This window comes from Rhodococcus sp. NPDC127593 (genome assembly GCF_042671975.1).
Lineage (GTDB): Bacteria > Actinomycetota > Actinomycetes > Mycobacteriales > Mycobacteriaceae > Rhodococcus_F.
Genome location: NZ_JBHXWI010000065.1, coordinates 26,280 through 50,136, shown reverse-complemented (window position 1 = coordinate 50,136; position 23,857 = coordinate 26,280). Strand labels below are relative to the sequence as shown.

At 67.5% G+C, this 23,857-nt stretch carries 23 protein-coding genes and 1 tRNA gene; 12 read left to right on the top strand and 12 right to left on the bottom strand.

Annotation, left to right across the window (positions count from 1 at the left end; translation table 11 throughout):
• The first annotated feature begins 381 nt into the window (after window positions 1-381).
• Window positions 382-1,185, top strand: coding sequence for a metal-dependent hydrolase (locus tag ACFVJ3_RS40660; protein WP_378457447.1), 804 nt, complete (start codon window positions 382-384; stop codon window positions 1,183-1,185).
• Window position 1,186: 1 nt separating this feature from the next.
• Here ACFVJ3_RS40660 and ACFVJ3_RS40655 read toward each other — a convergent pair whose 3' ends face one another.
• The 3 genes from ACFVJ3_RS40655 to ACFVJ3_RS40645 form a co-directional block, all read right to left on the bottom strand.
• Entirely contained in the window at window positions 1,187-2,194 is a 1,008-nt protein-coding gene (locus ACFVJ3_RS40655) for an ABC transporter substrate-binding protein (protein ID WP_378457446.1), read from the bottom strand.
• Window positions 2,195-2,321: 127 nt separating this feature from the next.
• Window positions 2,322-2,395 (bottom strand) — tRNA-Pro (locus ACFVJ3_RS40650).
• Window positions 2,396-2,449: 54 nt separating this feature from the next.
• Window positions 2,450-3,421: a metallophosphoesterase gene (locus ACFVJ3_RS40645; RefSeq protein ID WP_378457445.1), complete on the bottom strand. Its 972-nt coding sequence runs from the start codon at window positions 3,419-3,421 to the stop codon at window positions 2,450-2,452.
• 67 nt (window positions 3,422-3,488) lie between these two features.
• Here ACFVJ3_RS40645 and ACFVJ3_RS40640 point away from each other — a divergent pair, with 67 nt between their 5' ends.
• Window positions 3,489-3,956 carry a GatB/YqeY domain-containing protein gene (locus ACFVJ3_RS40640; protein ID WP_378457444.1) on the top strand — a complete coding sequence of 156 codons (468 nt, stop codon included), beginning with the start codon at window positions 3,489-3,491 and terminating at the stop codon, window positions 3,954-3,956.
• A gap of 55 nt (window positions 3,957-4,011) precedes the next feature.
• On the opposite strand, the gene ACFVJ3_RS40635 is transcribed toward ACFVJ3_RS40640, so the two are convergent.
• The gene (locus ACFVJ3_RS40635; RefSeq protein WP_378457448.1) at window positions 4,012-6,357 is read right to left on the bottom strand and encodes a penicillin-binding protein; all 2,346 of its coding nucleotides are present in this window, start codon (window positions 6,355-6,357) and stop codon (window positions 4,012-4,014) included.
• 258 nt (window positions 6,358-6,615) lie between these two features.
• Here ACFVJ3_RS40635 and ACFVJ3_RS40630 point away from each other — a divergent pair, with 258 nt between their 5' ends.
• Window positions 6,616-6,939 (top strand): WhiB family transcriptional regulator, encoded by a 324-nt coding sequence (locus tag ACFVJ3_RS40630; protein WP_005248496.1) that lies wholly within the window; start codon window positions 6,616-6,618, stop codon window positions 6,937-6,939.
• Window positions 6,940-7,006: 67 nt separating this feature from the next.
• Here ACFVJ3_RS40630 and ACFVJ3_RS40625 read toward each other — a convergent pair whose 3' ends face one another.
• On the bottom strand, window positions 7,007-8,146 hold the full coding sequence (locus ACFVJ3_RS40625) for an ArsA family ATPase (RefSeq protein WP_378457443.1): 1,140 nt from the start codon (window positions 8,144-8,146) through the stop codon (window positions 7,007-7,009).
• Entirely contained in the window at window positions 8,143-9,159 is a 1,017-nt protein-coding gene (locus ACFVJ3_RS40620) for an ArsA-related P-loop ATPase (protein WP_378457442.1), read from the bottom strand. The genes ACFVJ3_RS40625 and ACFVJ3_RS40620 overlap by 4 nt, the downstream gene beginning before the upstream one ends.
• Before the next feature lie 55 nt (window positions 9,160-9,214).
• On the opposite strand from ACFVJ3_RS40620, the gene ACFVJ3_RS40615 reads away from it, so the two are divergent.
• The 3 genes from ACFVJ3_RS40615 to ACFVJ3_RS40605 are packed head-to-tail and all read left to right on the top strand — an operon-like array spanning window position 9,215 to window position 10,657.
• Window positions 9,215-9,379 carry a DUF4177 domain-containing protein gene (locus tag ACFVJ3_RS40615; RefSeq protein WP_005248493.1) on the top strand — a complete coding sequence of 55 codons (165 nt, stop codon included), beginning with the start codon at window positions 9,215-9,217 and terminating at the stop codon, window positions 9,377-9,379.
• Between the two features lie 5 nt (window positions 9,380-9,384).
• Window positions 9,385-9,861, top strand: coding sequence for a RidA family protein (locus ACFVJ3_RS40610; protein WP_378457441.1), 477 nt, complete (start codon window positions 9,385-9,387; stop codon window positions 9,859-9,861).
• A 4-nt stretch (window positions 9,862-9,865) separates the two neighbouring features.
• A complete protein-coding gene (locus ACFVJ3_RS40605; RefSeq protein WP_378457440.1) occupies window positions 9,866-10,657 on the top strand; it encodes an MBL fold metallo-hydrolase in 792 nt (263 codons plus the stop codon).
• Window positions 10,658-10,721: 64 nt separating this feature from the next.
• On the opposite strand, the gene ACFVJ3_RS40600 is transcribed toward ACFVJ3_RS40605, so the two are convergent.
• Window positions 10,722-11,396 carry a Crp/Fnr family transcriptional regulator gene (locus ACFVJ3_RS40600; RefSeq protein ID WP_005256089.1) on the bottom strand — a complete coding sequence of 225 codons (675 nt, stop codon included), beginning with the start codon at window positions 11,394-11,396 and terminating at the stop codon, window positions 10,722-10,724.
• A 219-nt stretch (window positions 11,397-11,615) separates the two neighbouring features.
• On the bottom strand, window positions 11,616-11,888 hold the full coding sequence (locus tag ACFVJ3_RS40595) for a hypothetical protein (protein ID WP_005248489.1): 273 nt from the start codon (window positions 11,886-11,888) through the stop codon (window positions 11,616-11,618).
• A 21-nt stretch (window positions 11,889-11,909) separates the two neighbouring features.
• On the opposite strand from ACFVJ3_RS40595, the gene nth reads away from it, so the two are divergent.
• The 4 genes from nth to marP are packed head-to-tail and all read left to right on the top strand — an operon-like array spanning window position 11,910 to window position 15,375.
• On the top strand, window positions 11,910-12,755 hold the full coding sequence (gene nth / locus ACFVJ3_RS40590) for an endonuclease III (RefSeq protein WP_378457439.1): 846 nt from the start codon (window positions 11,910-11,912) through the stop codon (window positions 12,753-12,755).
• Window positions 12,756-12,767: 12 nt separating this feature from the next.
• Window positions 12,768-13,430: a TlpA family protein disulfide reductase gene (locus tag ACFVJ3_RS40585; RefSeq protein WP_378457438.1), complete on the top strand. Its 663-nt coding sequence runs from the start codon at window positions 12,768-12,770 to the stop codon at window positions 13,428-13,430.
• A complete protein-coding gene (locus ACFVJ3_RS40580; RefSeq protein WP_378457437.1) occupies window positions 13,427-14,188 on the top strand; it encodes an NUDIX hydrolase in 762 nt (253 codons plus the stop codon). Before ACFVJ3_RS40585 ends, ACFVJ3_RS40580 begins: the two co-directional genes overlap by 4 nt.
• Window positions 14,185-15,375, top strand: coding sequence for an acid resistance serine protease MarP (marP, locus tag ACFVJ3_RS40575; protein WP_378457436.1), 1,191 nt, complete (start codon window positions 14,185-14,187; stop codon window positions 15,373-15,375). Before ACFVJ3_RS40580 ends, marP begins: the two co-directional genes overlap by 4 nt.
• A gap of 7 nt (window positions 15,376-15,382) precedes the next feature.
• Here marP and ACFVJ3_RS40570 read toward each other — a convergent pair whose 3' ends face one another.
• From ACFVJ3_RS40570 to nhaA, 3 genes are read right to left on the bottom strand one after another with little or no spacing between them, the layout of a single operon-like run.
• Window positions 15,383-16,321, bottom strand: a complete 939-nt coding sequence (locus ACFVJ3_RS40570) for an alpha/beta fold hydrolase (RefSeq protein ID WP_378457435.1) — start codon at window positions 16,319-16,321, stop codon at window positions 15,383-15,385.
• 9 nt (window positions 16,322-16,330) lie between these two features.
• Complete coding sequence (locus ACFVJ3_RS40565) at window positions 16,331-16,855, bottom strand: phage holin family protein (RefSeq protein WP_378457434.1); 525 nt, start codon at window positions 16,853-16,855, stop codon at window positions 16,331-16,333.
• Window positions 16,852-18,087 carry a Na+/H+ antiporter NhaA gene (gene nhaA, locus ACFVJ3_RS40560; protein WP_378457433.1) on the bottom strand — a complete coding sequence of 412 codons (1,236 nt, stop codon included), beginning with the start codon at window positions 18,085-18,087 and terminating at the stop codon, window positions 16,852-16,854. The genes ACFVJ3_RS40565 and nhaA overlap by 4 nt, the downstream gene beginning before the upstream one ends.
• 176 nt (window positions 18,088-18,263) lie before the next feature.
• On the opposite strand from nhaA, the gene ACFVJ3_RS40555 reads away from it, so the two are divergent.
• Both ACFVJ3_RS40555 and ACFVJ3_RS40550 read left to right on the top strand, forming a co-directional pair.
• Window positions 18,264-19,649, top strand: coding sequence for an MFS transporter (locus ACFVJ3_RS40555; RefSeq protein ID WP_378457432.1), 1,386 nt, complete (start codon window positions 18,264-18,266; stop codon window positions 19,647-19,649).
• Window positions 19,650-19,716: 67 nt separating this feature from the next.
• Window positions 19,717-21,534, top strand: a complete 1,818-nt coding sequence (locus tag ACFVJ3_RS40550) for a DUF5939 domain-containing protein (protein WP_378457431.1) — start codon at window positions 19,717-19,719, stop codon at window positions 21,532-21,534.
• A gap of 51 nt (window positions 21,535-21,585) precedes the next feature.
• Here ACFVJ3_RS40550 and acs read toward each other — a convergent pair whose 3' ends face one another.
• Complete coding sequence (gene acs, locus ACFVJ3_RS40545) at window positions 21,586-23,550, bottom strand: acetate--CoA ligase (RefSeq protein ID WP_378457430.1); 1,965 nt, start codon at window positions 23,548-23,550, stop codon at window positions 21,586-21,588.
• Between the last annotated feature and the right edge of the window lie 307 nt (window positions 23,551-23,857).

Genomic DNA, 23,857 nt, shown 5'->3' with positions numbered 1-23,857 from the left:
AATGGCCCGCCAAACGCGCACACCACCAACACCATCCACAACCCACTCAACCGCCGAAATGCACCATCCTTGTTCACTAACTGAACGGTATTGGGCTTAGAGCAGGCCCCACCAATAGAGCAGAACGGCGAGAACGAACACGATCACAGTTTCCACGACGACCCTCCTTCGCCCGACTGCACGCACAAATCCATCATCCCCCTTCGGCGGGTGCGGACGCCACTGCGCTTCGCGCCCGTGAGTACTTGTTAACCCCCCGCGGTTAACAAGTACTCACAGGGGTGTGACGGGTGTGTCGGATGTTGTTGCTAGGTTGGGCGGTGTCAGGACACCGGCTCGGATGACCGTGTCCCGAGTCGGGGTCGAAAGGTGCTGTCTTCCATGGTGATGGGTCCCACCCATGCAATGTCCGGTGCGGCTGTCGGTCTGGCGGTGGCAGATCTGCTGCCCCTCGACTGGGGTGGCCCCACCTCGACCGCCGAAACCTTCACGTTCGCGGCGGTGTGCGCCGGAGCGGCGCTTCTCCCGGACCTGGACACGAGCCAGTCCACGGTCTCGCGCTCGTTCGGTCCGGTCAGCAGTGTCGTAGCGAAGGGCGTCGACGCGGTGTCGCTGGGCTTCTACACCGTCACCAAGGGCAAACGCGACGGCAAGCGGCGCGGCGGGCACCGCACGCTCACCCACACAGCCCTGTTCGCCGCCGGCATCGGGGCCGGGGTGTCCGCGCTGGTCGTCCAGTTCGGCAAGCCGGCCATCATCGCGACGCTGTTCGTCTGCCTCGGGCTCGCCCTCCGAGGGCTGGCCGGGGAGCTGGCCAAAGAAAAAGGCTGGCTGGCGGTTTCGGCGGTCGCCGCAGTGCTGTCCGCGCTCACCTGGCAGTCGTATCCCACCGAGGCCGGTTCCACCGGACTCGGAGTCGCGGTGGCCCTGGGCTGCGCCACCCACTGCCTCGGGGACGCCATCACCAAGGAAGGCGTCCCCTTCCTCGCCCCGTTCCTCACACTCGGCAAGGAACGGTGGTGGGAGTTCCGGCTTCCGTCGTTCCTGTCCATCCGGGCGGGCGGGCCCTTCGAGAAGGTTGTGCTCGGGCCCGCCCTCACGGTGGCCGTCGGGCTCATGGTCATCTGGGCCATGGACGGTGCGCCGCAGGCAATCTACGACGCGTTCATGCCTGCCCCGCAGTGACTCAAACCGCGAGCATGTTCTCGAGGTCGTCGAGGACGAGCATCGCCCCGGTGGGCCCCAGCGCGAGGAACCAGGTCTCGTCGCTCACATTCACGGCCTTGCCGTCCTTCACGGCCTGCATCTGATTCCACAGCGGGCCGCCGACCACGGTCGACTCGTCGGTGGTCTCGGGCGCGCCGTAGCTGGAGTAGAAGATCCGGTCGGCATTCGCCTCACCGATCGTCTCCTGGCTCACCTCGACGGCGAGTTCGTCGACGTTCTGCACCGTCGGACGCGGAAGTCCGACATCCTCCAGGATGACGCCGATGAACGACAGATTGCCGTACAGGCGGATCTTGCCGGACATGAACCGGACCAGCGAGATCGTCGGCTCGCCCGTGATGGACTCCCGGACCTCGTCGGCGCGGGTCTGATAGGCGTTGAGCACCTCCTCCGCCTTGGTCTCCGCACCGAGGGCATCGGCGACCAGCAGGAAGTTCTCCTTCCACGGGAAACCGGGGCGGATGCCGAACACGGTCGGTGCGATGGACGACAGCTGCGGGTACAGCTTGTCGGCGCGCAGCTTGCTGCCCACGATCAGGTCGGGCTGCAGCGCTGAGATCGCCTCGAGGTTCAGGTTGTTGGTCGTCCCGACGTCCGGCACCCCGGCCAGCTTGTCGGCGAGGTAGGACGGCTGACCGGCGGCGCTCTCGGGGCTGGCCAGCCCGACGGGCGTGATTCCCAGGGAGAGCACGTCGTCCAGCTCACCGCCGTCGAGGACGATCACCCGTTCGGGCTTCTTCTCGATGACGGTCTCCCCGAGCGCGTGGGTGATGGTTCGGGGGTAGACGCCCGGTTCGGCGTCGGTGCCGAGCTTGGCGGTCTCGGCGTCCGCCGTGGCGAACAGGCGGCCGCCGGTGGCGACGTCGGCGTTGCCGGCGGACGACCCGGTGTCGGTGGTGCCGCAGGCGGCGAGAAAGACGGTGGCCAGGGCAACCAGCCCGGCGCGTACGTAGAGCCTCGAAGACATGAGGTGAGGCTAGCCTGAGGTTTCGGTCGGGTGTTCGCGGGGTCTTACAACCGGAAAACGCCTCCACCATGCAGAAGAGGCCTTGGCCGGCGAACCGGTCAAGGCCTCTTCTCGGTGTCTCACACTGTCGGGGTGGCGGGATTTGAACCCACGACCTCTTCGTCCCGAACGAAGCGCGCTACCAAGCTGCGCCACACCCCGTGTTGAACCTCGGCTAGCTTACATTACCCAGCCAGTCACCATTAAATCCCCTGGTCAGTTGCGTAAAACGGTGCTCTCCGACGACTCGGTGCGACCCCGGGCGGCGTCGGCGTCCGAGCCGCCGCGCTGAGCCGGAACCAACGTCAGGAGCGTCGCCTCGGGGCGGCAGCAGAAGCGGGCGGGCGCCCACGGCGACGTCCCGATCCCCGCGGACACGTGCAGCTGGGTGTGCGCACCCCACTTGGACGGACCCTTCACCCGCGAACGGTCGATGTCGCAATTGGTGACCAGCGCGCCGTAGAACGGCACGCACAGCTGACCACCGTGCGTGTGGCCCGCCAGCACGAGGTCGTAGCCGTCGTCCGCGAACCGGTCGAGCACCCGCGGCTCGGGCGAGTGGGTGATGCCCAGCCGGAGATCGGCCAGCGGATTGGGCGGACCGGCGATGGTGTCGTACCGGTCGCGCTTGAGGTGCGGATCGTCGACACCGGCCGACGCGATCCGGACACCCGACACCTCGAGGTCGCGGCGGACGTGCGTGACGTCGAACCAGCCGCGCTCGGTGAACGCGGCCCGCAGGTCGCCCCACGGCAGCGGCTCCCCGAGGACGCGTTTGTGTTCCTTGCGGAAGTACTCGAGCGGGTTCTTCGGCTTGGGCGCGAAGTAGTCGTTGCTGCCGAAGACGAACAGTCCGGGGCGGGCGAGCAGATTCCCCAGCGCCTGGACCACTGCGGGCACCGCCCGCTGGTGCGACAGGTTGTCGCCGGTGTTCACGACGAGGTCGGGGTCGAGGTTGTCCAGTTCCCGCAGCCAGTTCTGTTTCAGCCGCTGTCCGGGCATCATGTGCAGGTCGCTGATGTGCAGCACACGGAGCGTCGACGACCCGGGTTCGAGTACCGGCATCGTGACCTCACGCAGCGCGAACGCATTGCGCTCGATGAGCGAGGCGTAGCCGATGCCGAGGGCGGCGGCACCCGCCGTACCCAGGGCGGCGCGGGTCAGGTTGGCACGGAACTCGTCAGACACTCTTCCAGGATACTGATGAGCGCAATCGAGATGCAGTGGACGAATCGGGGCGCGTAGCGTTTCGCCCATGCCAGATTCACTGAAAGCAAGACTGCGCTCCGACATGACGGCCGCCATGAAGGCCAGGGATTCGCTGCGCACCGCCACCATCCGCATGCTGATGGCCGCCGTGCAGACCGAAGAGGTCTCCGGCAAGGAAGCCCGCGAACTCACCGACGACGAGGTGCTGAAGGTCCTCGCGAAGGAGTCGAAGAAGCGCGGCGAGTCCGCCGAGATCTACACCGAGAACGGTCGAGGTGAGCTGGCAGCGCAGGAGCGAGCCGAGGCGCAGATCATCGACGAGTACCTCCCGACGCCGCTGACCGACGCGGAACTGGTCGACGTCGTGGACACCGCGATCGCTCAGGTGGCCGAGGAAATCGGTGAGCGTCCCGGCGTGCGTCAGATGGGTCAGGTCATGAAGGCCGCCGGCGCACTCGCGGGCGGCAAGGCGGATGGTTCGCGGCTCTCGCACGCGGTGAAGTCCCGGCTCTGACTCCCCGAGGTGAGTGGGAAAGCGTGCGTCGACACACTTTCCCACTCACCTGCGGTCACCGAGGTATGGGCGGCAGCTGGATCGGCGGCAGGCCGGGCAGCTGGATGGGCGGAACGGGGATCCCCTGAGCCGGCGCCTGCGGGGGTGCGGCCTTCACCGATCCGTCGCTGACGTAGATCGTGATGGTCGACCCGGGAATGGCCGAACCGGACGGCGATGAACTCGTGACCGTCCCCTTGGTCGCCTGCGACTCCGTGGTGACCGCGTTCACGGTGAACCCCGCGCCCTGCAGACGGGACGTCGCGGCCGACTGGCTCAGCCCGGTGACGTCCGGAACCTGACCGTTCTGGGAACCCCGCGCGTACTTCTGGTCGACCGGCGGCAGCGTCGTCGGCCCGAAGTTGTTGGCGATCGGATTCATCGCCGCATACCAGGTCCGCGCCGGTTCGTTTCCGCCGAACAGGTTTCCGTCGCCACACGGCCGCAGCGGGGCGGAGCAGATCTCACCCGGCGTCGGTGAGTCACCGAACACGTAGACAGCGGCGGCGAAGTTGTTGGTGAATCCGAGGAAGCCCGAGGACATGTGGGACTCCGTGGTACCCGTCTTGCCTGCCATCGGGAGCGTCCACCCGACGCTGCCCGCCGCGCCGGCGGACGTGCCGCCGGGCTTGTCGTCCTTGCTCATGGCGTTGGTGAGGGTGTCGGCGAGGCCCGGTTCGACCACCTGCTCGCAGGCCTGCTGGGTGACCGAGACGGGCTTGCCTTCACGGTCGAAGACCGAATCGATGGGGGTGGGCGGGCACCACTTGCCGTGCGAGGCGAGCGTCGCCGCGACATTCGACAGTTCCAGGGGATTGATCCAGGTGGGCCCGAGGGTGAACGAACCCAGGTTCTGATCCTTCTGGAAGTCGGCCATGCTGCGGTCGTCGAATCCCGACGTGCCGGGCTGGGCGTACGAGCGCAGACCCAGCCGCACCGCCATGTCGACGGTGGGGGCGACGCCGGTCGCCTGGATGAGCTTGACGAACGCGGTGTTGGGCGACTGTGCCAGCGCGTCCGTCACCGACAGCGCCGCCGGGTATTTGCCCGCGTTCTCGACGCAGTACGTGGACGCGGGGCAGCCGCGCGCGCCACCGCTACCCATGCCCCGGGCCTCGAACCGCCCGGGCACGTCCAGGATGGCGTTCGTGCCGAGGCCCTTCTCCATGGCCGCGGCCGTCGTGAAGATCTTGAAGATCGACCCGGCGCCGTGACCGGCCAGTGAGTACGGCTGCGCCTGCACGGTCTCGTTGGCGTTCGCATCGAGGCCGTACGTGCGGCTACTTCCCATCGAGAGGATCCGGTGCGAATCCTGGCCGGGCTGGACCACGTTCATGACGTTCGCGATGCCGTCGAGTCCCGGGCTGGCGTTCGCGCTGAGCGCCGCCTTGGTCGACGCCTGGACCGCGGGGTCGAGCGTGGTCTTGATCAGGTAGCCGCCCTTGTCGATCTGCTCGCGGCTGATGCCGGCATTGGCCAGGTACTGCAGGGCGTAGTCGCAGAAGAAGCCGCGGTCGCCGGCGGCGATGCACCCGCGGGGCAGCCGGTTGGGCTCGGGCAGCACGCCGAGGGGCGTCTCCTTGAGCTGCCGGAGCTCGGCGGCGCGCTCGGGGATATTCGAGATCATCGTGTCGAGAACCACGTTGCGTCGTTCGAGGACGCCCTCGGGGTTCGTGTACGGGTTCAGCGCCGAACTCGACTGCACCATGCCGGCGAGCATCGCGGACTGCTGCGTGTTCAGTTCGGACGCGTCGATGCCGAAGTAGGTCTGTGCGGCGTCCTGGATGCCGAACGAGGCGTTGCCGAACGGCACCAGGTTGAGGTAACGGGTGAGGATCTCGTCCTTGGTGAGTTCCTTGTCGAGCGTCAGCGCCATCCGGATCTCGCGGATCTTGCGGGCGGGCGTCGTCTCGATCGCCGCACGGCGTTCGGCGTCGGTCTTGGCTACGACGAGCAGCTGGTAGTTCTTCACATACTGCTGGTCGAGGGTGGACGCGCCCTGCTGCACCTCTCCGCTCGTGGTGTTGGTCAGGAAGGCGCGCATCGTGCCCTGCCAGTCGACGCCCTTGTGCTCCGGGAACCGGCGGTCCTCGACGGAAACGATGGCGAGCTTCATCTCGTTGGAGATCTTGTCGCTGGGCACTTCGAAGCGCCGCTGGTCGTACAGCCACGCGATGGGATTGCCTGCCGAGTCGACCATCGTCGAGACCGCGGGAACCGTTCCTTCGACCAGTTCGGCGGAGACGTTGTCGACGGTGTCAGCCGCCCTGTTGGAGGCGTAACCGAACCCGCCGGCGAGAGGAAACATCACGCCGGCGAGGAGCACTCCTGCCAAGGCGGAGGATCCTGCGAGCTTCCCCACTGTTTTTGCAATCGACACGATCTACAGACTACGTGGGGTCTGAGGGTGCGCTGGTTGGGCGCGGAATTCGGCCAGGAAAAAGCCCTGAGCACGGGGTATGGACGGGCGTACCAAAAAAGCGTGTTCTTCGTCTTGCGCGTTGCGGTTTCTTTACCTAAATTGTTGGAACAGTGTGATGGAGATAACACCCCATCGCTTATGTGGTGCAGCCTCGGCGTGCTACGTGCTGAGTTGCGCAGACTCGAAGAGGGGAAACGAATGCACATGACCACCCCAACCAGCCGTCTGGACGTCGAGCAAGCAGAAGCGCGAATCGCCTGGGTCACCCAGGCCCGTTGCCGGGAAGTCGATCCCGATCAACTCTTTGTACGCGGCGCAGCACAGCGCAAGGCCGCAACCATTTGCCGGCATTGCCCGGTATTGATGCAGTGCGGAGCCGATGCTCTCGACAATCGTGTCGAGTTCGGCGTGTGGGGTGGCATGACGGAACGTCAGCGCCGGGCGTTGCTCAAGCAGCACCCCGAGGTGGAATCATGGTCCGATTTCTTCGAAGCTCAGCGGCAGCACCAGTCCGCTGTCTGACGTTCGGGATCTGATTCTCAGGACAGTTAAGCCACAGGCGGTGACCGGTTCTCCGGCAGCGAGCTGATCAGCTCGTGCGGGTGAGCTGGTCACCTACCGCTCTCAAGGCCTCGAGGTCCGACACCTCGAACGGCAGTGAGGGCACGCCGACGATCGGCACCCGAGGGTGGGCGGCCGTGAACCGGGTCAGCAGTTGGACCTCACGCTTGGCGATCACCGCCCGATGGGCGTGGATCCGCAGCACAGCAGCGGTGAGGGGGTCTTGGTCCCCGAGTTGGTCGGCGGCAGTGACCGCATGATCGGCCGACAGGGAACTGAGAGTGGGGTGCGTCCGATTCAGGACGAGGCCCGCGAGCGGCATTTCGTCGCCTGCGAGCCGGTCGACGAAGAACGCCGCCTCCCGCAGTGCATCCGGCTCCGCTGCCGCGATCACCAGAAATTTGGTGCCCGGCTGCCGGAGCAATTCGTAGGTGCGCGTTGCCCTTTCCCGGAAACCGCCGAACATCGAGTCCAGTGACTGCACGAAACTCGAGGCGTCCGACAGCATCTGACTACCCACGATGGTGGAGACGCCGCGCAGCGCGAGGCCCATCGCACCGGTGACGAGCCGGGTGAGACCGCGACCCGGCGCGGTGAGCAACCGGATCATGCGACCGTCGAGGAATGCGCCCAGACGCTGGGGTGCGTCGAGGAAGTCCAGGGCGTTGCGGGACGGCGGGGTGTCGACGATCACAAGGTCCCATTTGTCGCTGGAGGCGAGTTGCCCCAGCTTCTCCATCGCCATGTACTCCTGCGTTCCCGAAAACGAGGTGGCGACGGTCTGATAGAAGGGGTTCGCGAGAATCTGCTCGGCCTTCTCCGGTGTGGAGTGCTCGATGACCATCTCGTCGAACGTGCGACGCATGTTGAGCATCATGGCGTGCAGTTCGCCCGTCGCTTCCGGTCCGAGCTGCACGGGTTGCGGCGAGTTGTCGAGTTCCGCGACGCCGAGGGCCTGAGCGAGCCGGCGCGCCGGGTCGATGGTCAGCACGACCACCTTCCGCCCCTGCTCCGCCGCGCGCAGTGCCAGCGATGCGGCCGTGGTGGTCTTGCCGACGCCACCGGCGCCGCAGCACACGACGATCCGCGTGGCCTTGTTCTCCAGAATCCCCGCGACATCGAGAGCGGAGGCGGTGCGGCGACGCTCGTGTTCAGTTGTCTGGGTCATCGGACACCCTGTTCCGTCAGATATTCGGCGAGTTCGTACAGCCCGCCCAGGTCGACACCGTCGGCGAGGGACGGCAGATGCAGTCGCGCCCCGTCCACTTCGCTGAGCGCTCCGGCGCTCTCCTCCTGCGCCTCGAGGACGGACGCGTGCTCGATCGTCTCGGTGAGCAACCCGGCGAAATCCTCGTCGTCGAGGGTGATCCCGCTCTTCTTCAGCCCGGCCCGAATGGCCTCGGCGTCGATGCGACCCTTCGCGGCGTCGGCCAGCGTCTCGGCGGGCAGGAACTGCGGGCTGGTGCGGTTGACGACGATGGTGCCCAGTCGCAGATCGGCGCGGGCCAGTTCCTCTGCGGCGTCGGTGGTCTCCTGCACCGGAAGCGCCTCGAGCAGCGTCACGAGGTGGACGACGGTCTCGTCGGAATGCAGCAGGCGCACCACGCCCTCGCTCTGCGAGCGCACCGGCCCGCCCTTCGCGAGGTCAGCCATCGCCTTCGTCACGTCGAGGAAGTTGCCGATCCGCCCGGTCGGCGGGGCGTCGACGACGACGGCGTCGTACGCCCGCTTGCCGGACTTGTCGGTGCGCACCACACATTCCTTGATCTTGCCGGTCAGCAGCACGTCCCGAAGCCCCGGTGCGATGGTGGTGGCGAACTCGATCGCGCCGAACTTGCGCATCGCGCGGCCCGCGAACCCGAGATTGTAGAACATCTCGAGGTATTCGAGGAATGCGGTCTCGATGTCGATGGCCAGGGCCATGACCTCCCCGCCACCCTCGGCCGCCGCGACTTTCGTCTCCTTCGGCGGCAGCGGGGGCACGTCGAAGAGCTGGGCGATCCCCTGCCGGCCCTCGACTTCCACCAGCAGCACGCGACGCCCACCCTCCGCCAGCGCGAGAGCCAACGCGGCGGCCACCGTGGACTTTCCGGTGCCGCCCTTTCCGGAGACGAAGTGCAGCCGGGCCTGCGCGGCCTTCTCGGGCCACGTCGGGGTGAGCTGGTCTGAGGATGCAACCACGGGGTCGAGCCTATAAGTCTGGGAGCCGGGATGTGCGGGGGATAGGCTCACCGGCATGAGTGAATTGACTTCCTGGGAGTACGCCACCGTTCCGCTGCTCACACATGCGACCAAGCAGATCCTCGACCAGTGGGGCACCGACGGCTGGGAACTGGTGACGGTTCTGCCCGGGCCCACCGGTGAGCAGCACGTCGCGTACCTGAAGCGCCCGAAGGGCTGACGGCCGTGGCAGAGACACAGAACTGGTCCGCCCGCCTCGCCGAGCTCGGCATCACGCTGCCGTCCGTCGTTCCGCCGGTGGCCGCCTACGTGCCCGCCGTGCGCACCGGCAACTACGTCTACACGTCGGGGCAGCTGCCGATCGTCGAGGGCAAGCTGACGATCGCAGGCAAGCTCGGCGCCGGCGTGTCGGACGAAGACGCCAAGGCCGCGGCCCGGGCCTGCGCACTCAACGCGCTGGCGGCGGTCGACGCGCTCGTCGGCATCGACTCGGTGGTGCGGATCGTGAAGGTCGTCGGATTCGTCGCGTCCGCCGAGGGATTCACCGGTCAGCCCGGCGTTGTGAACGGCGCTTCCGAATTCCTCGGCGAGGTGTTCGGCGACGCCGGGGCCCACGCGCGTTCGGCTGTCGGCGTCGCGGAATTGCCGCTCGGCGCCCCCGTCGAGGTGGAGCTGATCGCCGAAGTGCGGCCGGAGAAGTAGCGCCATGACGCTTGCCCATCCGGCCTACGCCCAGGTGCGGGAGGTCACCCCGATCGTCTCGGTGATGCTCGAGAACAATCCCGGCATGATGACGCTCGACGGAACCAACACGTGGATTCTGCGTGCGCCGGGCCGGGACGAGTGTGTGGTGGTCGATCCGGGTGACGCCGACGAGGAGCATCTCGCCCGCGTCGCGGCACTCGGACCGGTCGCACTGACGCTGATCACCCACCGTCATTTCGACCACACCGGGGGGGTGCAGCGGTTCTTCGAACTCACCGGCGCGCCCGTGCGGTCGGTGGACCCCGAATTTCTCCGCGGCGGCGGCGAAACCCTCGTGGACGGCGAGACCATCGACGTCGCGGGGCTCACCCTCACGGTGATCGCCACGCCCGGGCACACGAAGGATTCGGTGTCCTTCACCGTGGAAGGTGAGGGCACCGTCCTCACCGGCGACACGATCCTCGGCCGCGGCACCACGGTGCTCGACGACACGGACGGCGATCTCGGCGACTACCTGTCGTCGCTGCGCCGCCTACTGGACCTCGGAACCGGACACCGGGTGATGCCCGGCCACGGACCCGAACTACCCGACCTGAACGTCGTCGCGCAGCAGTACCTCGATCATCGCGAGGAGCGACTCGAACAGGTGCGGGCCGCGCTCGGCGCGCTCGGCGGCGCACCCACCGTTCGCGACGTGGTCGAGCACGTCTACTCGGACGTCGACCCGAAGCTGTGGCCGGTGGCGGAGAAGTCCGTCAACGTGCAGCTCGCCTACCTGCGCAGCCTCGACTAGCCACTGAAACGACTTCGGCCACCCCCTCGGTGTGAGGGGGTGGCCGAAGTCGTAGGTGCGGGGACTACCGCGCGCGACGCGCCAGGCGCTCGGAGTCGGAGATCAGCACGCTCTTGCCTTCGAGGCGCAGCCATCCGCGGTGCGCGAAGTCGGCGAGCGCTTTGTTGACGGTCTCACGGGAAGCGCCGACGAGCTGGGCGATCTCTTCCTGCGTGAGGTCGTGGGTAACGCGCAGCGAACCCGCCTCCTGGGTGCCGAACCGCTGCGCGAGCTGCAGCAGCGCCTTGGCGACACGACCGGGGACATCCGTGAAGATGAGGTCGGCCAGGTTGTTGTTGGTACGACGCAGACGGCGCGCGAGCACCCGCAGGAGCTGTTCGGCGATCTCGGGCCGGTGGTCGATCCACGCCTTGAGTGCTTCGCGGTCCATGCTGACCGCGCGGACCTCGGTGACCGTCGTGGCGGTGGACGTACGCGGGCCCGGGTCGAAGATGGACAGCTCACCGAACATGTCGGACGGGCCCATGATCGTCAGCAGGTTCTCACGGCCGTCCGGCGAGCGGCGGCCGATCTTCACCTTGCCGGAAACGATGATGTACAGGCGGTCACCGGGCTCACCTTCGTTGAAGATGACATGTCCGCGGGGGAAGTCGACAGGCTGCAGCTGCTTGGTCAGCGCCGCTACCGCTGAGGGCTCGACTCCTTGGAAGATGCCGGCTCTTGCCAGGACGTCGTCCACGTGCGCTCCTTGGGAATATTGTTCGTCTGTATGCATATTGTGCGCGATTTGCTGCATGTCGACGATGCCCCGGTGATCCGCGGCGTGTCGCTGTGCAACAGGTACGGCTCTGAAGTCTACGTTGAGACGGCTCGGTCTGAGTGACCGATACCACGGAAGTCGTAAAAGTTAACCGGGGGATGCGTCCTGCGGTGTGCTGATTCGGGGGCTTCCCAGCGCTCAGCTGGCGCGCCGCGAGCCCACTTCGGTGACGGCGGCGTCGTCGGATTCGAAGCCCGACCGACCCTTGCGACGTCGATGGAAGCGTGCCAATGCGTGGGGGAAACCTTCGTGGGCCAGGGTGGCCACTTCGTCGTGACTTGCCTGGTCGAGGAACTCTTCCACCTCTTGCTGACGAACGGTGAGCCGGCGGAGTCTGAACTCCACCCGCTCCATTGCCAGCGCGAACAGCATCAGCAGCACTGGGAAGAGGACCACAGCGAGACCTTGCATACCGGGAAGTAAACACTGCAAATGTCTCAGAAGCGACACAGCGGCGATTCGGATCGGTCGGGTATCCGTAGAGTTGATCCCGTGCATGCGACCCCCAGCGACGGCTCCGAAGTGCGTGGACGCACCCGTTCGCGGGCCGCGAAGCAGGACGAAACCCGGCTCGGACTCGTCCGGCGCGCCCGGAGAATGAACCGACGGCTCGCCGAGGCCTTCCCGCACGTCTACTGCGAGCTCGACTTCACCACCCCACTCGACCTCGCGGTCGCGACCATCCTCTCGGCGCAGTGCACCGACGTGCGGGTGAACATGGTGACGCCGGCGCTGTTCGCCCGCTATCCCGACGCCAAGGCGTACGCGGAGGCCGCACGCACCGAACTCGAGGAGTACATCCGGTCCACCGGTTTCTATCGCAACAAGACGAACTCGCTGATCGGGCTCGGGCAGGCTCTGCTCGAACGCTTCGACGGCGAGGTCCCCGGCAACCTGAAGGACCTCGTGACGCTGCCCGGGATCGGCCGGAAGACGGCCAACGTGATCCTCGGCAATGCGTTCGATGTGCCGGGGATCACCGTCGACACCCACTTCGGGAGGCTCGTCCGACGCTGGAAGTGGACCGAGGAGGAAGACCCGGTCAAGGTCGAGCACGCGATCGGCGCGCTGATCGAGCGCAAGGAGTGGACGCTGCTCTCGCACCGGGTGATTTTTCACGGCAGGCGCGTCTGCCACGCCCGCAAGCCCGCCTGCGGGGTGTGTGTGCTCGCGAAGGACTGTCCGTCGTACGGGCTCGGCCCGATCGACCCCGACGTCGCCGCCGAACTGGTTCGTGGACCGGAGACGGAGCATCTGCTGCGTCTGGCCGGCAGGTGAGGGTAGATACGAGTGTCTAGCGCAGCGCGGTGGAGTCTGGCCGCCCTCGTCGTCGTGGTGGCTCTCGTCGTCGCGATCTGGCCGCGGGGTGACGACGCGGAGGTGCCGTCGTACCAGGATCGGTTCGGTTCGGGTGGTCGTACCCCGACCGCGGTGAGCGCCGATCCCGACGCGCTCGCGGCACTGAGGACACAGGCGGGCCTGGCATCGTGCCCCGCCTCGACGGCCACGTCCGAGCCTTCGCCGGGTTCGGTCCTGTCCGGCATCACGCTGGAATGCGTGGGCGACGGCAGCCAGGTGGATCTGGCTGCCGCGCTCGGTGGCAGACCGGCGCTGCTGAACCTGTGGGCCTACTGGTGCGGCCCCTGCGCCGAGGAGCTGCCCTTTATGCAGCAGTTTTCGGATCGTGCGGGTGACGCGGTTACCGTGCTTACGGTGCACACCGATCCCAACGAGTCCAGCGCGCTGTCCCGGCTCGTCGACTACTCCGTCACGCTTCCCGGTGTGCAGGACGGCGACGGGCGTGTCCGTGTCGCGGTCGGAGCCCCGCCTGTCCTGCCCGTGTCGGTGCTGATCCGGCCCGACGGCACGGTGGCGAAGGTTCTGCCGCAGCCGTTCCGCAGCGTCGACGAGATCGCGGACGCCGTCGAACAGAACTTGGGGGTGGCGGCATGACGAACTCCGTGGACGGCGTCGCCGTTCCGCCCTGGCTCCGCCGGGTCGTGCACCGGACCCCGGCCGACCCGCACAGGATCAACCCCGTCCTCGATCGGCGCGCACCCCGCGGCGCGACCACCCGTGAGGCGGCGGTGCTCGTGTTGTTCGGCGGTCCTGTCGAGGCGGACCCGCTGATGTCGGGAGGCCTGCCTGCCGACGCCGACGTCCTGCTCACCCAGCGTGCGTCCACGATGCGTCAGCACAGTGGCCAGGTGGCCTTCCCCGGGGGCGCCAGCGATCCCGGCGACGAGGGACCCATCGCCACCGCGCTGCGGGAGGCGCAGGAGGAGACGGGGCTCGACCCGTCGGGTGTCCGCCCGCTCGCCGTGCTCGAGGAGATCTTCATCCCCCCGTCCGGTTTCGACGTCACTCCCGTCCTCGCGTACTGGGAGAAGCCCAGCGAGGTCGGCGTGGTCGATCCCGCGGAGGCCGAACGTGTCGCCCGCGTACCCGTGCACACCCTGATCGATCCGCGGAACCGGTTCCAGGTGCGTCACCCGGCCGGATACCAGGGGCCCGCGTTCGCCGTCGACGGCATGCTCGTGTGGGGTTTCACGGCCGGCATCCTGGCCGCCCTGTTCGCGGTCTCCGGCTGGGAACAGGAGTGGGACCGCCACGACATCCGCGACCTCGACACCGTCCTCGCCGAACTCGACAACGATCTGGACGACGACCATCTGACCCACGGTCACGGCCGGCCGGCGGCCGAGCGATGACGGGCTCGCACTGGATCGACCTGGCGATCGTGCTGATCGCCTTCGTCGCCGCGACGTCCGGCTGGCGGCAGGGCGCGGTGGCGTCGGTGCTCGCCTTCATCGGGGTGGTGCTCGGTGCGGTGGCGGGCATCCTGATCGCCCCGCACGTTCTGGTGCACGTGGACGAGGGCCGCGGTCGCGTGCTGGTCGGTATCGCCCTCATCGTGGTGCTGGTGATCGTCGGCGAAGTCGCGGGCATGGTCCTCGGCCGGGCCGCGCGAGGAAGCATGCACAGTCCGGTCGCGCGGTCCGTCGACAGCGTGATCGGCGCCTGCGTGCAAGCTGTCGCGGTGTTCGTCGCGGCGTGGCTGCTGGCGATCCCGCTCACGTCCTCGTCCCAGCCCCAGCTGGCGGCGGCGGTGCGCGGGTCGACCGTCCTCGAAACTGTCGACAACATCGCGCCCGCCTGGATGCGGCAACTGCCCACCGAGTTCACCGCCCTGCTCGACACGTCCGGGCTTCCCGACGTCATCGGGCCGTTCGGACGCACCCCCATCACGACCGTCGACCCGCCGGACGCCAGCGTCCTGGAGAGCCCGGTCGCGTCCTCGCTGCAATCGAGCGTGCTGCGGATCCGGGGTGTGGCCCCGAGTTGCCAGCGGGCGCTCGAGGGATCCGGATTCGTCGTGGCCCCCGACCGGGTGATGACCAACGCCCACGTGGTCGCGGGGACGGCGGGCATCGTCGTCGACACCGCGAACGGGCCGATGGACGCCGAGGTCGTGCTGTTCGACCCGTCCGCCGACGTCGCGGTGCTCGAGGTGCCGGGACTGGACGCCCCTGTACTCCACTTCGCGCCCGAGCCTGCCCAGACCGGCGACAACGCCCTGGTTCTCGGCTACCCGGGCGGCGGGCCGTACACGGCCAGCGCCGCGCGGATCCGCGAGATCCTGGACCTCAGTGGGCCCGACATCTACCGGGCGGGAACCGTCCAGCGTGAGGTGTACACGGTCCGCGGTTCCATTCGGCAGGGCAACTCGGGCGGACCGCTCGTCGACAGCGACGGCCGGGTGCTCGGGGTGGTGTTCGGCGCCGCCGTCGACAACAGCGACACCGGTTTCGTGCTCACCGCCGCCGAGGTGTCGCGCCAGCTGCAGGCGGCGTCCGGGGCGTCCGCCGCCGTTGACACCGGGGCGTGCATCCTCTGACCGTCGGTCAGACCGTGCGGGGTGCGACGAGGTCCAGCAGGGCCGCGTTGACGCGTTCCGGGGCCTCCCAGTGCGCGTAGTGACCGACACCGGTGACCGTGTGCATCTGCTGGGTGGGCGCGAAGCGGTGACTGCGGCGCACGGTGTCCGCGAGCACGTACGGGTCGAGGTCGCCGTGGAGGTGCAGGACCGGGATCCGCAGCGTCTGATCCATCGACGCCATGAACCGGCTGCCGTCCGGGCGGAACTGGCTGCGGAACGCCCACCGCTGGTACTCCAGGGTGCAGTGCGCGGTCCCGGGAATCTGAATCGCCGAGCGCATCCGTGACATCACGACGTCGAACTCCGGATTCTCCGTCCAGGTGGGGCCGGAGCGTTCGCGGATCAACCGTTCGACTTCCGACCCGTTGTCGCGGGTGAGGCGACGTTCGGGACGCCACGGCACCTGGCAGGACACGAACGAGGGCAGCAGGGCCTTGCGCTGGTAGCGGTCGTGGAGGACGGCCTGCTTGAGCGCGAGGGGATGCGGCGAGCTGACCAGTGCGATCGACCGGACGAGTCGAGCGTGCAGGACGGCCGTCGCCCAGCAGACGAGGCCACCGTCGGCGTGCCCGACGAGGGTGGCCTCGCCGTAGCCCATGGCCCGGATGAGGCCGGCGATATCGCCGGCCAGCGTCCACCCGTCGTAGCCGCGCGGCGGTTTGTCGGAATCGCCGTAGCCGCGGAGGTCGACGGCGACGGCCCGGTACCCCTCCGCGGACAGCGCGGTCAGCTGATGGCGCCACGACCACCAGAAGTCCGCGAACCCGTGCAGCAAGACGACGAGCGGCGCATCCGGTGCGGACGCGCCGACCTCGACGGTGTGGAAGCGGATTCCGTTGGCATGGATGTCGCGATGAATCCAGGGGCCGTCGAAACGGACGGTAGACGGATCGGGTGGTGCCACAGGAGCGAGTTACCGCGCGTGACGTCCGCTGGATGATGCGAGATGGGCTTCCGCATCCGAGTACGACGTCGGGAGCACCGACCTGGCCTGCTTCAGGGAGTCGATGGTCTTCTCGGGTGCGCGGAGTTTGCGTACCCGCAGATAACCGAGCAGGGCGAGGACCGCCGTCACCACGACCATGATCAGGAAGACGATCAGGAACGCCAGCCAGCGGGCGATCCACACGTCGAGGAGTTCGGCGAGGAAGAAGAAGAAGAAAAACGAGCTGAACAGCAGCACGGTGAACGCGAGGATGAAGAACAGGCTGCCCTGCAGACCCTTCTTGACCTCACCGGTGACCTCGGCCTTGGCGAGCTCGACCTCGGCGCGAAACAGGGTGGACACCTGCGCGGTCGCATGCTTGACCAGCGTGCCGAGGCTCGCCTCGCCGGGTGTCTGAGCGTCCACGTCCGTGAGCGGGATCGACGACACCGTGTTCGGCACCCCGTCTCCCGTGTATCGCGGGCTGTCTCCCTTGCCGTGAGTGATGCTCACTTGTCGACCCCTCCAGGTAGCTCTTGCACTTCCGAGTCATCCTTCCGGGCCGCATGGGCCCGACCGCGTCGCCACAGTAACGCTGATCCGATCAGCGACGCTGTCAACGATGTCACGAGCACCGCGACCTTAGCTATTTCGGCCTCGCTGCCGTCACCGATTCCCGCAAGCGCGAGATCCGATACGAGAAGGCTAACGGTGAACCCGATCGCACCGAGCACTGAGAGGGCAAACATGTCCCGGAACCCCAGTGCTCGCGGCTTCTTCGCGATACCCAGGCGGATCGCGAGCCAGGAGATGCCGAAGATGCCGACGGTCTTGCCGACGAGGAGCCCCGCGATCACGGACTGCGAGATGGGGTTGGTGAACAGCTGCCCGAAGAGCTCGCTGCTCAGGGCCACCCCGGACGCGAACAGGGCGAAGATCGGGACGCAGACGCCTGCCGACAGCGGCTGGATGCGGTGCTCGAGGCGGGAGCCCGGGGATTCGCGCTCGCCGGGGTCGCGCCGGACCCGGGTGAGGAGGCCGAGCGCGACGCCGGCGAGTGTGGCGTGGATTCCGGCGTCGTGCATGCAGTACCAGGTGAGCAGCGCGAGTGGAACGTAGAGCAGGGGGGTCGTGATGCGCCGGTGCTGGGCGAACGTGTAGACGGCCAGGCACACAGCGGCGCCCAGCAGCCACAGCAGGGCGATGGAGCTGGTGAACAGGACCGCGATGAGCACGATCGCGAGAAGGTCGTCGACGACGGCCAGGCTGAGCAGGAACACTCGGGCGCTCGCCGGGATGCGAGACCCGGTCAGCGCCAGCACACCCAGTGCGAACGCGATGTCGGTGGCGACCGGGATGGCCCAGCCCCGGTCCATGCCGGGAGTGCCGGCGCCGATCGTCGCGGCGATGATCGCGGGCACCACCACGCCGCCGCAGGCCGCGATGATCGGGAGCAGGGCGCGTTTGCGGTCGGCGAGTTCGCCCACCACCAGTTCCCGCTTCAGTTCGAGGCCGGCGACGAAGAAGAAGACCGCCAGCAGCCCGTCCTGCGCCCACGTCCCGACCGTCAGGTTCAGGTGGAGCGCCTGCGGGCCGATCGGCCAGTCGCGCAGTGCGAAGTACGAATCCGAGACGGGGGAGTTCGCCCACACGAGGGCGATCGCCGCGGCGACGAGCAGGATCGAACCGCCGACCGTCTCGGTGCGGAGGTAGCGGGAGAGTTCGGAGCGGAGAGGCTGGGTCACCGGGGTCGCTCGCTTTCGATGTGGTCCGGGTACGGCAAATGCTCTGCCGACCAGACTTCCCGGCGCACCGAGATGAGCTTATCCAATTTGCCAAGCGAAAGACACGAGGTGTTCAATTCCTAAGGAATGGACTGTCGTCCCAATAGTTGAAATAGCATCGTGCAGGAGTAAGTCGAGTGAGCAGTGCCGTCGATACGTCGAAGCCCGAACCGGACGGCGGGGCCACCGTCGCCGGCGTACCCAGAAGCCGGATCGTCGTCGCGAGCATGGTGGGAACATCCATCGAGTTCTACGATTTCTACATCTATGCCACCGCGGCCGTGTCGGTGTTCCCACACCTGTTCTTCCCCAAGGGAAACGGCACCACCGCCCTGCTGGCGTCCCTGGCCACGTTCGGTCTCGCCTTCGTCGCCCGGCCGCTCGGCTCGATCCTGTTCGGCCACTTCGGCGACCGCATCGGACGCAAGACGACGCTCGTCGGCTCACTCCTCACCATGGGTATCGCCACGTTCGTGATCGGCCTGCTGCCGACGTACCACCAGATCGGCCTCGTCGCGCCCGCGCTGCTGGCGTTGATGCGCTTCTGCCAGGGTCTTGGACTGGGCGGTGAGTGGAGTGGCGCGGCGTTGCTCGCGACCGAGACCGCGCAGAAGGGCAAGCGGGCCTGGGCGGCCATGTGGCCGCAGCTCGGCGCACCCATCGGGTTCTTCCTCGCCAACGGTCTGTTCCTGATCATCACGCTGTTCCTGGACCACGACAACAGCACCCCCGACCTGGACGGCGCGTTCCTCACCTGGGGCTGGCGTATCCCGTTCCTGCTCAGCGCGATCATGGTGATGATCGGTCTGTACGTGCGGCTGAAGCTCGAGGAGACCCCCGTATTCGCCCGCGCCGTCGCGCGGGGCGAGAAGGTGAAGACCCCGCTGGCCGAGGTGTTCAAGACCAGCTGGCGTCAGCTGATCATCGGCACGTTCGTCATGCTCGCCACCTACACGCTCTTCTACATCATGACCACCTGGGTGCTCAGCTACGGCACAGGCAAGACCCCCGCCCAGGGCGGCACCGGAGCCGGCTTCCACTACACCGACTTCCTCGTCCTCCAGCTGATCGCGGTCCTGTTCTTCGCGGCCGCAGTCCCCGTGTCGGGGTGGCTGGCCGACCGCTACGGGCGCCGCATCACGCTGCTCACGATCACCGGGTTGATCATGGTGTTCGGGCTCACGTTCGGTGTGATGCTGAACCAGGAAGGCATGGGCAATGCCCGCATGCTCGTATTCCTGGCCATCGGAATGTTGTTGATGGGCATGACCTTCGGGCCGATGAGCGCCGTTCTGCCCGAGCTGTTCCCGACCAACGTGCGCTACACGGGTTCGGGGATCGCCTACAACACCGCCAGCATCCTCGGTGCCGCCGTCGCGCCGTTCATCGCCACCTGGCTCGCCACGTCGCACGGCGTCGGCTGGGTGGGCATCTACCTGCTGATCGCCGCCGCGCTCACGTTCGTCGCGCTGCTCGTCATGCGCGAGACGCGCGACCAGTCGCTCGACGACGTAGGGGCGTAGCCCCCGTGCGCCTTTCTGGTTGTTCCAACTACCAGAAAGGCGCACGGGCGGAGCCTATAGTTCTTGCATGGCGAAAGCCGTGCTGCTGTCCAGGACGGCCCGGATCCGGCTGCCGAAGCAGGATCTGTGGTCGTTCCTCGCCGATACCGATCGGCTCAACCGCAATATCGATCTGTCACCGGTGCACTTCGCTCCGATGCTGGACCGTCGGCGCAAGGGACACTATTCGGCGGAGACGCGTTCGTACGGGCGGCGGGTGCGCTACGAGGAGTTCCCGTTCGAGTGGATCGAGGGCCGTTTTTACCACGTCCTCCGGCGGTTCTCCCGCGGTCCGCTCGCGGAGGTCTCGACGGGTGTCCGGCTCCACCCGGCCGCCGACGAGACCGAAGTCGAGGTGTTCGCCCGGATCGTCCCGCGGACCTGGTTCGGCGCGATTGCGGCGCGAACCCTACTGGCGCGCACGGGTATACGGAAGACGGTGGCGCTCGCGCGCGCGTTAGAACTCCACATCCGCGACCCGCAGACGCATGCCGTGCCCGCCCTGCCGCCGCCGGAGAAACTCGACGCCGGCCGGTTGGAACTCCGCACGGCACAGCTGTCTCGATCGCACGATGCCCCGAACCTGATCGGGCGCTTGGAATCCCACCTGCGGACCGCGTCCGACCTGGAGGTGACGGGCATGCGACCGTTCGAGCTGGCGGACCGCTGGGGTGCCGATCGGATGCAGCTGCTCTACGTCTTCCTCCACGCCGCGGACTGCGGTCTGCTGGACCTGAGCTGGAGCGTGCTGTGCCCGGTCTGCCGGACCGTCCGCGAGGACGCCGGCCGGATTCGACAGCTGGCGAGCCGCGTCCATTGCGACACGTGCGACATCGCCTTCGACACCGACCTGGCCCGGTCGGTGGAGATCCGCTTCGACGTCAACCCGGCGGTCCGCCGGGCGGAGCGGGCCCGGTACTGCATCGGTGGTCCGGCGAATTCACCGTCGGCGGTGGCTCAGCTGCGGCTCGAGCCGGGGGAGCAGCGTTCCGAGCGGCTCGAACTCGACCCGGGGTGGTTGCGGCTCCGGTGCTATCAGGTGGGCACCCCGGTGGCCTGCGAGGTCGGCCCTGCCGGTGGAACGCTGCGGGTCGAGTGCGGGCCCGGTGAACTCCGGGTGCATGGTTCGCCCGACGCCGACGGGGCGATCCGGCTGGAGGTCGCCAACCGGCTCCCCGGCGAAGCGCTGGTGGTGGTCGAGCGGGAGCGGTGGAAGGACGCCGCGGCGACCGGCGCGCTCGTCACGTCGCTCGACGGTTTCCAGGACCTGTTCCCCGATCAAGGGGTGGCGCCCGGCGACGAGATCGGGATCGCGAACCTGGCGGTGCTGTTCACGGATCTGAGCGGCTCGACCGCCCTGTACGAGCGCATCGGGGACGTCCGGGCGTTCGCGTTCGTGCAGAGCCATTTCCGCTACCTGCATGATGCCGTGGTGCGCGAGAACGGCGGCGTCGTGAAGCAGATGGGCGACGCGGTCATGGCGACGTTCGCCGGTGCGAGGGAGGCCTGGTCGGCGGCGGTGTCGATGCAGTCCGGCTGGGACGATTTCCGTCGCGGGCACCTCGGCGACGACGATTCGGTGGCGTTGAAAGTCGGGCTGCACCAGGGGCCGGCCGTGATGATCGACAACGACGGCCGGATCGACTACTTCGGCGCGACCGTCAACCTGGCGGCGCGGGTGCAGGGTTGTGCGGCGGGTGGCGACATCGTCCTGTCCCGAGCCGTTCACGACGACCCGGAGGTGGCGCCGCTGCTGGCGGAATCGGACTACCGGTGCGACGTCTTCACGACCGGTCTGAAGGGTATCGGCGAGGAGCAGACGCTGTGGCGGCTTCGCCGCCCGTGAGTGGTTGAGGAGTGCAGGGACTCGTCAACCACTCACGGGGCGCGGAGCGCCCTACTTGCCGCGGATCGCGTCGAAGACCTTGGGGTCGACGAGCGTGGAGGTGTCGCCGAGGTCGCGGCCTTCGGCGATGTCCTTGAGCAGGCGTCGCATGATCTTGCCGGAGCGGGTCTTGGGGAGTTCGGGCACGACGGTGATCTGGCGGGGTTTGGCGATCGGGCTGATCTCCCGGGACACTTCGGCCTTGAGTTCGGCGATGAGGGTGTCGCCGGTGTTTTCGACGCCTTCGCGGAGGATGACGAACGCGACGATGCCCTGGCCTGTTGTCTCGTCCGCGGCGCCGACGACGGCGGCCTCGGCGACACCGTGGTGTCCGACGAGGGCGGATTCGACCTCGGAGGTGGAGATGCGGTGCCCGGAGACGTTCATGACGTCGTCGACGCGGCCGAGGACCCACAGGGCGCCGTCCTCGTCGTACTTGGCGCCGTCGCCGGCGAAGTACCAGCCCTGCTCGGGGTAGCGGGACCAGTAGGTTTCGCGGTAGCGGTCCATGTCGCCCCAGATGCCGCGGAGCATCGCCGGCCACGGCTTGTCGAGCACGAGGTAGCCGGAGCCGCCGGCGCCGAGTTCGTTGGCGTCGTCGTCGACGATCTTCGCGGAGATGCCGGGCAGCGGGGCCATCGCGGAGCCGGGTTTGGTGGCGGTGATTCCGGGGAGTGGGGAGATCATGATCGCGCCGGTCTCGGTCTGCCACCAGGTGTCGACGATCGGGGCGGTGTTTCCGCCGATCACCTCGCGGAACCACTTCCAGGCCTCGGGGTTGATCGGTTCGCCGACCGAGCCGAGGAGCCGGATCGAGGACAGGTCGTGGGCGTCGGGAATTTCCCTGCCCCACTTCATGAATGTGCGCACCAGGGTGGGTGCGGTGTAGTAGATGCTGACGCCGTACTTTTCGATGATCTGGAAGTGGCGGTGCTCGTCGGGGGAGTTCGGGGTGCCCTCGTAGACCACCTGGGTGACGCCGTTCGAGAGTGGCCCGTAGACGATGTAGCTGTGGCCGGTGACCCAGCCGATGTCGGCGGTGCACCAGTAGACGTCCTGGCCGGCCTTGTGGTCGAACACGTTGTGGTGGGTGTACGAGGCCTGGGTGAGGTAACCGCCGGAGGTGTGGATGATGCCCTTGGGCTTTCCGGTGGTGCCGGAGGTGTACAGGATGAACAGCGGGTGTTCGGAGTCGAACGGCTGCGCCTGATGGGTGTCGGACGCCTTGTCGACGGTCTCGTGCCACCACAGGTCACGACCCTCGGCGGTGTCGACGTCGATGCCGGTGCGCTTGACGACCAGCACGTGTTTGACGGACTCGGCGCCGTCCACAGCCTCGTCGACGGCGGGCTTGAGGGGTGCGGCCTGGCCGCGACGCCACTGTCCGTCGACGGTGACGACGAGCTTGGCTTCGGCGTCGTCGATGCGTGAGCGCAGGGCGCTGGCGGAGAAGCCGGCGAACACCACCGAGTGGGTCAGGCCGAGGCGGGCGCAGGCGAGCATCGTGACGATGGCTTCGGGGATCATCGGCATGTAGATCGCGACGCGGTCGCCGGCGACGAGTCCGAGGTCGCTGAAGGTGTTGGCGGCCTTGCTCACTTCGGCGAGGAGGTCGTTGTAGGTGAGGTCGCGGGTGTCGCCCGGTTCACCCTCGAAGTGGATGGCGACGCGGTCGCCGTTGCCGGCGAGGACGTGGCGGTCGACGCAGTTGTAGGCGACGTTGAGGCGTCCGTTCACGAACCACTTCGCGACCGGGGCGTCGGACCAGTCGAGGACGTCGGAGAAGGGGGCGTGCCAGTGCAGGCGCTCGGCCTGCTTCGCCCAGAATGCGAGACGGTCCTCGTCGGCGGCAGCCTGGAGGTCGGGGCCGGCGTTCGCCGTTGCGGTGAACTCGGGGCTCGGCGGATACACCTGCGGGACGGAATCAGAATGTTCCGACTTCTCCGTCGCTCCGCTCGCCTGTGCTGCACTGGTCATTGTGGCCCGGCCTTCTTTCCAGTCTCGAATTCGGCACTTCTAGCACGTGTGAGGGTAGTCACATGGTCTCTCGAGCGCACCGTTGCACAGGGTTGCATGCCCATATTCTGCGACGATCGGTCGACTGCGCGCGACGGACGGCGATCGGGGACGACGAGTGGAGACCCCCCGTGCCGACGATGTTTCGATCAGGTGCCGATTGCACGAGTTTCGCCCGTCGTGGCTACACAGATTGAAACGCTGACTTATCGTCATGCCATCATTCGGGCTGCGCCCGGAACCGCGGCCCGGAACCATGCAGATCTGG

What these genes read in the sequence shown, in the direction of transcription:
- nth (WP_378457439.1), top strand. Translation starts at nt 11,910, where the DNA reads ATGTCTCAGAAGCGACACAGCGGCGATTCGGATCGGTCGGGTATCCGT.
- acs (WP_378457430.1), bottom strand. Translation starts at nt 23,550, where the DNA reads ATGACCAGTGCAGCACAGGCGAGCGGAGCGACGGAGAAGTCGGAACAT.
- marP (WP_378457436.1), top strand. Translation starts at nt 14,185, where the DNA reads ATGACGGGCTCGCACTGGATCGACCTGGCGATCGTGCTGATCGCCTTC.
- ACFVJ3_RS40625 (WP_378457443.1), bottom strand. Translation starts at nt 8,146, where the DNA reads ATGACCCAGACAACTGAACACGAGCGTCGCCGCACCGCCTCCGCTCTC.
- ACFVJ3_RS40550 (WP_378457431.1), top strand. Translation starts at nt 19,717, where the DNA reads ATGGCGAAAGCCGTGCTGCTGTCCAGGACGGCCCGGATCCGGCTGCCG.
- ACFVJ3_RS40640 (WP_378457444.1), top strand. Translation starts at nt 3,489, where the DNA reads ATGCCAGATTCACTGAAAGCAAGACTGCGCTCCGACATGACGGCCGCC.
- ACFVJ3_RS40605 (WP_378457440.1), top strand. Translation starts at nt 9,866, where the DNA reads ATGACGCTTGCCCATCCGGCCTACGCCCAGGTGCGGGAGGTCACCCCG.
- ACFVJ3_RS40630 (WP_005248496.1), top strand. Translation starts at nt 6,616, where the DNA reads ATGCACATGACCACCCCAACCAGCCGTCTGGACGTCGAGCAAGCAGAA.
- ACFVJ3_RS40655 (WP_378457446.1), bottom strand. Translation starts at nt 2,194, where the DNA reads ATGTCTTCGAGGCTCTACGTACGCGCCGGGCTGGTTGCCCTGGCCACC.
- ACFVJ3_RS40615 (WP_005248493.1), top strand. Translation starts at nt 9,215, where the DNA reads ATGAGTGAATTGACTTCCTGGGAGTACGCCACCGTTCCGCTGCTCACA.
- ACFVJ3_RS40580 (WP_378457437.1), top strand. Translation starts at nt 13,427, where the DNA reads ATGACGAACTCCGTGGACGGCGTCGCCGTTCCGCCCTGGCTCCGCCGG.
- ACFVJ3_RS40595 (WP_005248489.1), bottom strand. Translation starts at nt 11,888, where the DNA reads ATGCAAGGTCTCGCTGTGGTCCTCTTCCCAGTGCTGCTGATGCTGTTC.
- ACFVJ3_RS40660 (WP_378457447.1), top strand. Translation starts at nt 382, where the DNA reads ATGGTGATGGGTCCCACCCATGCAATGTCCGGTGCGGCTGTCGGTCTG.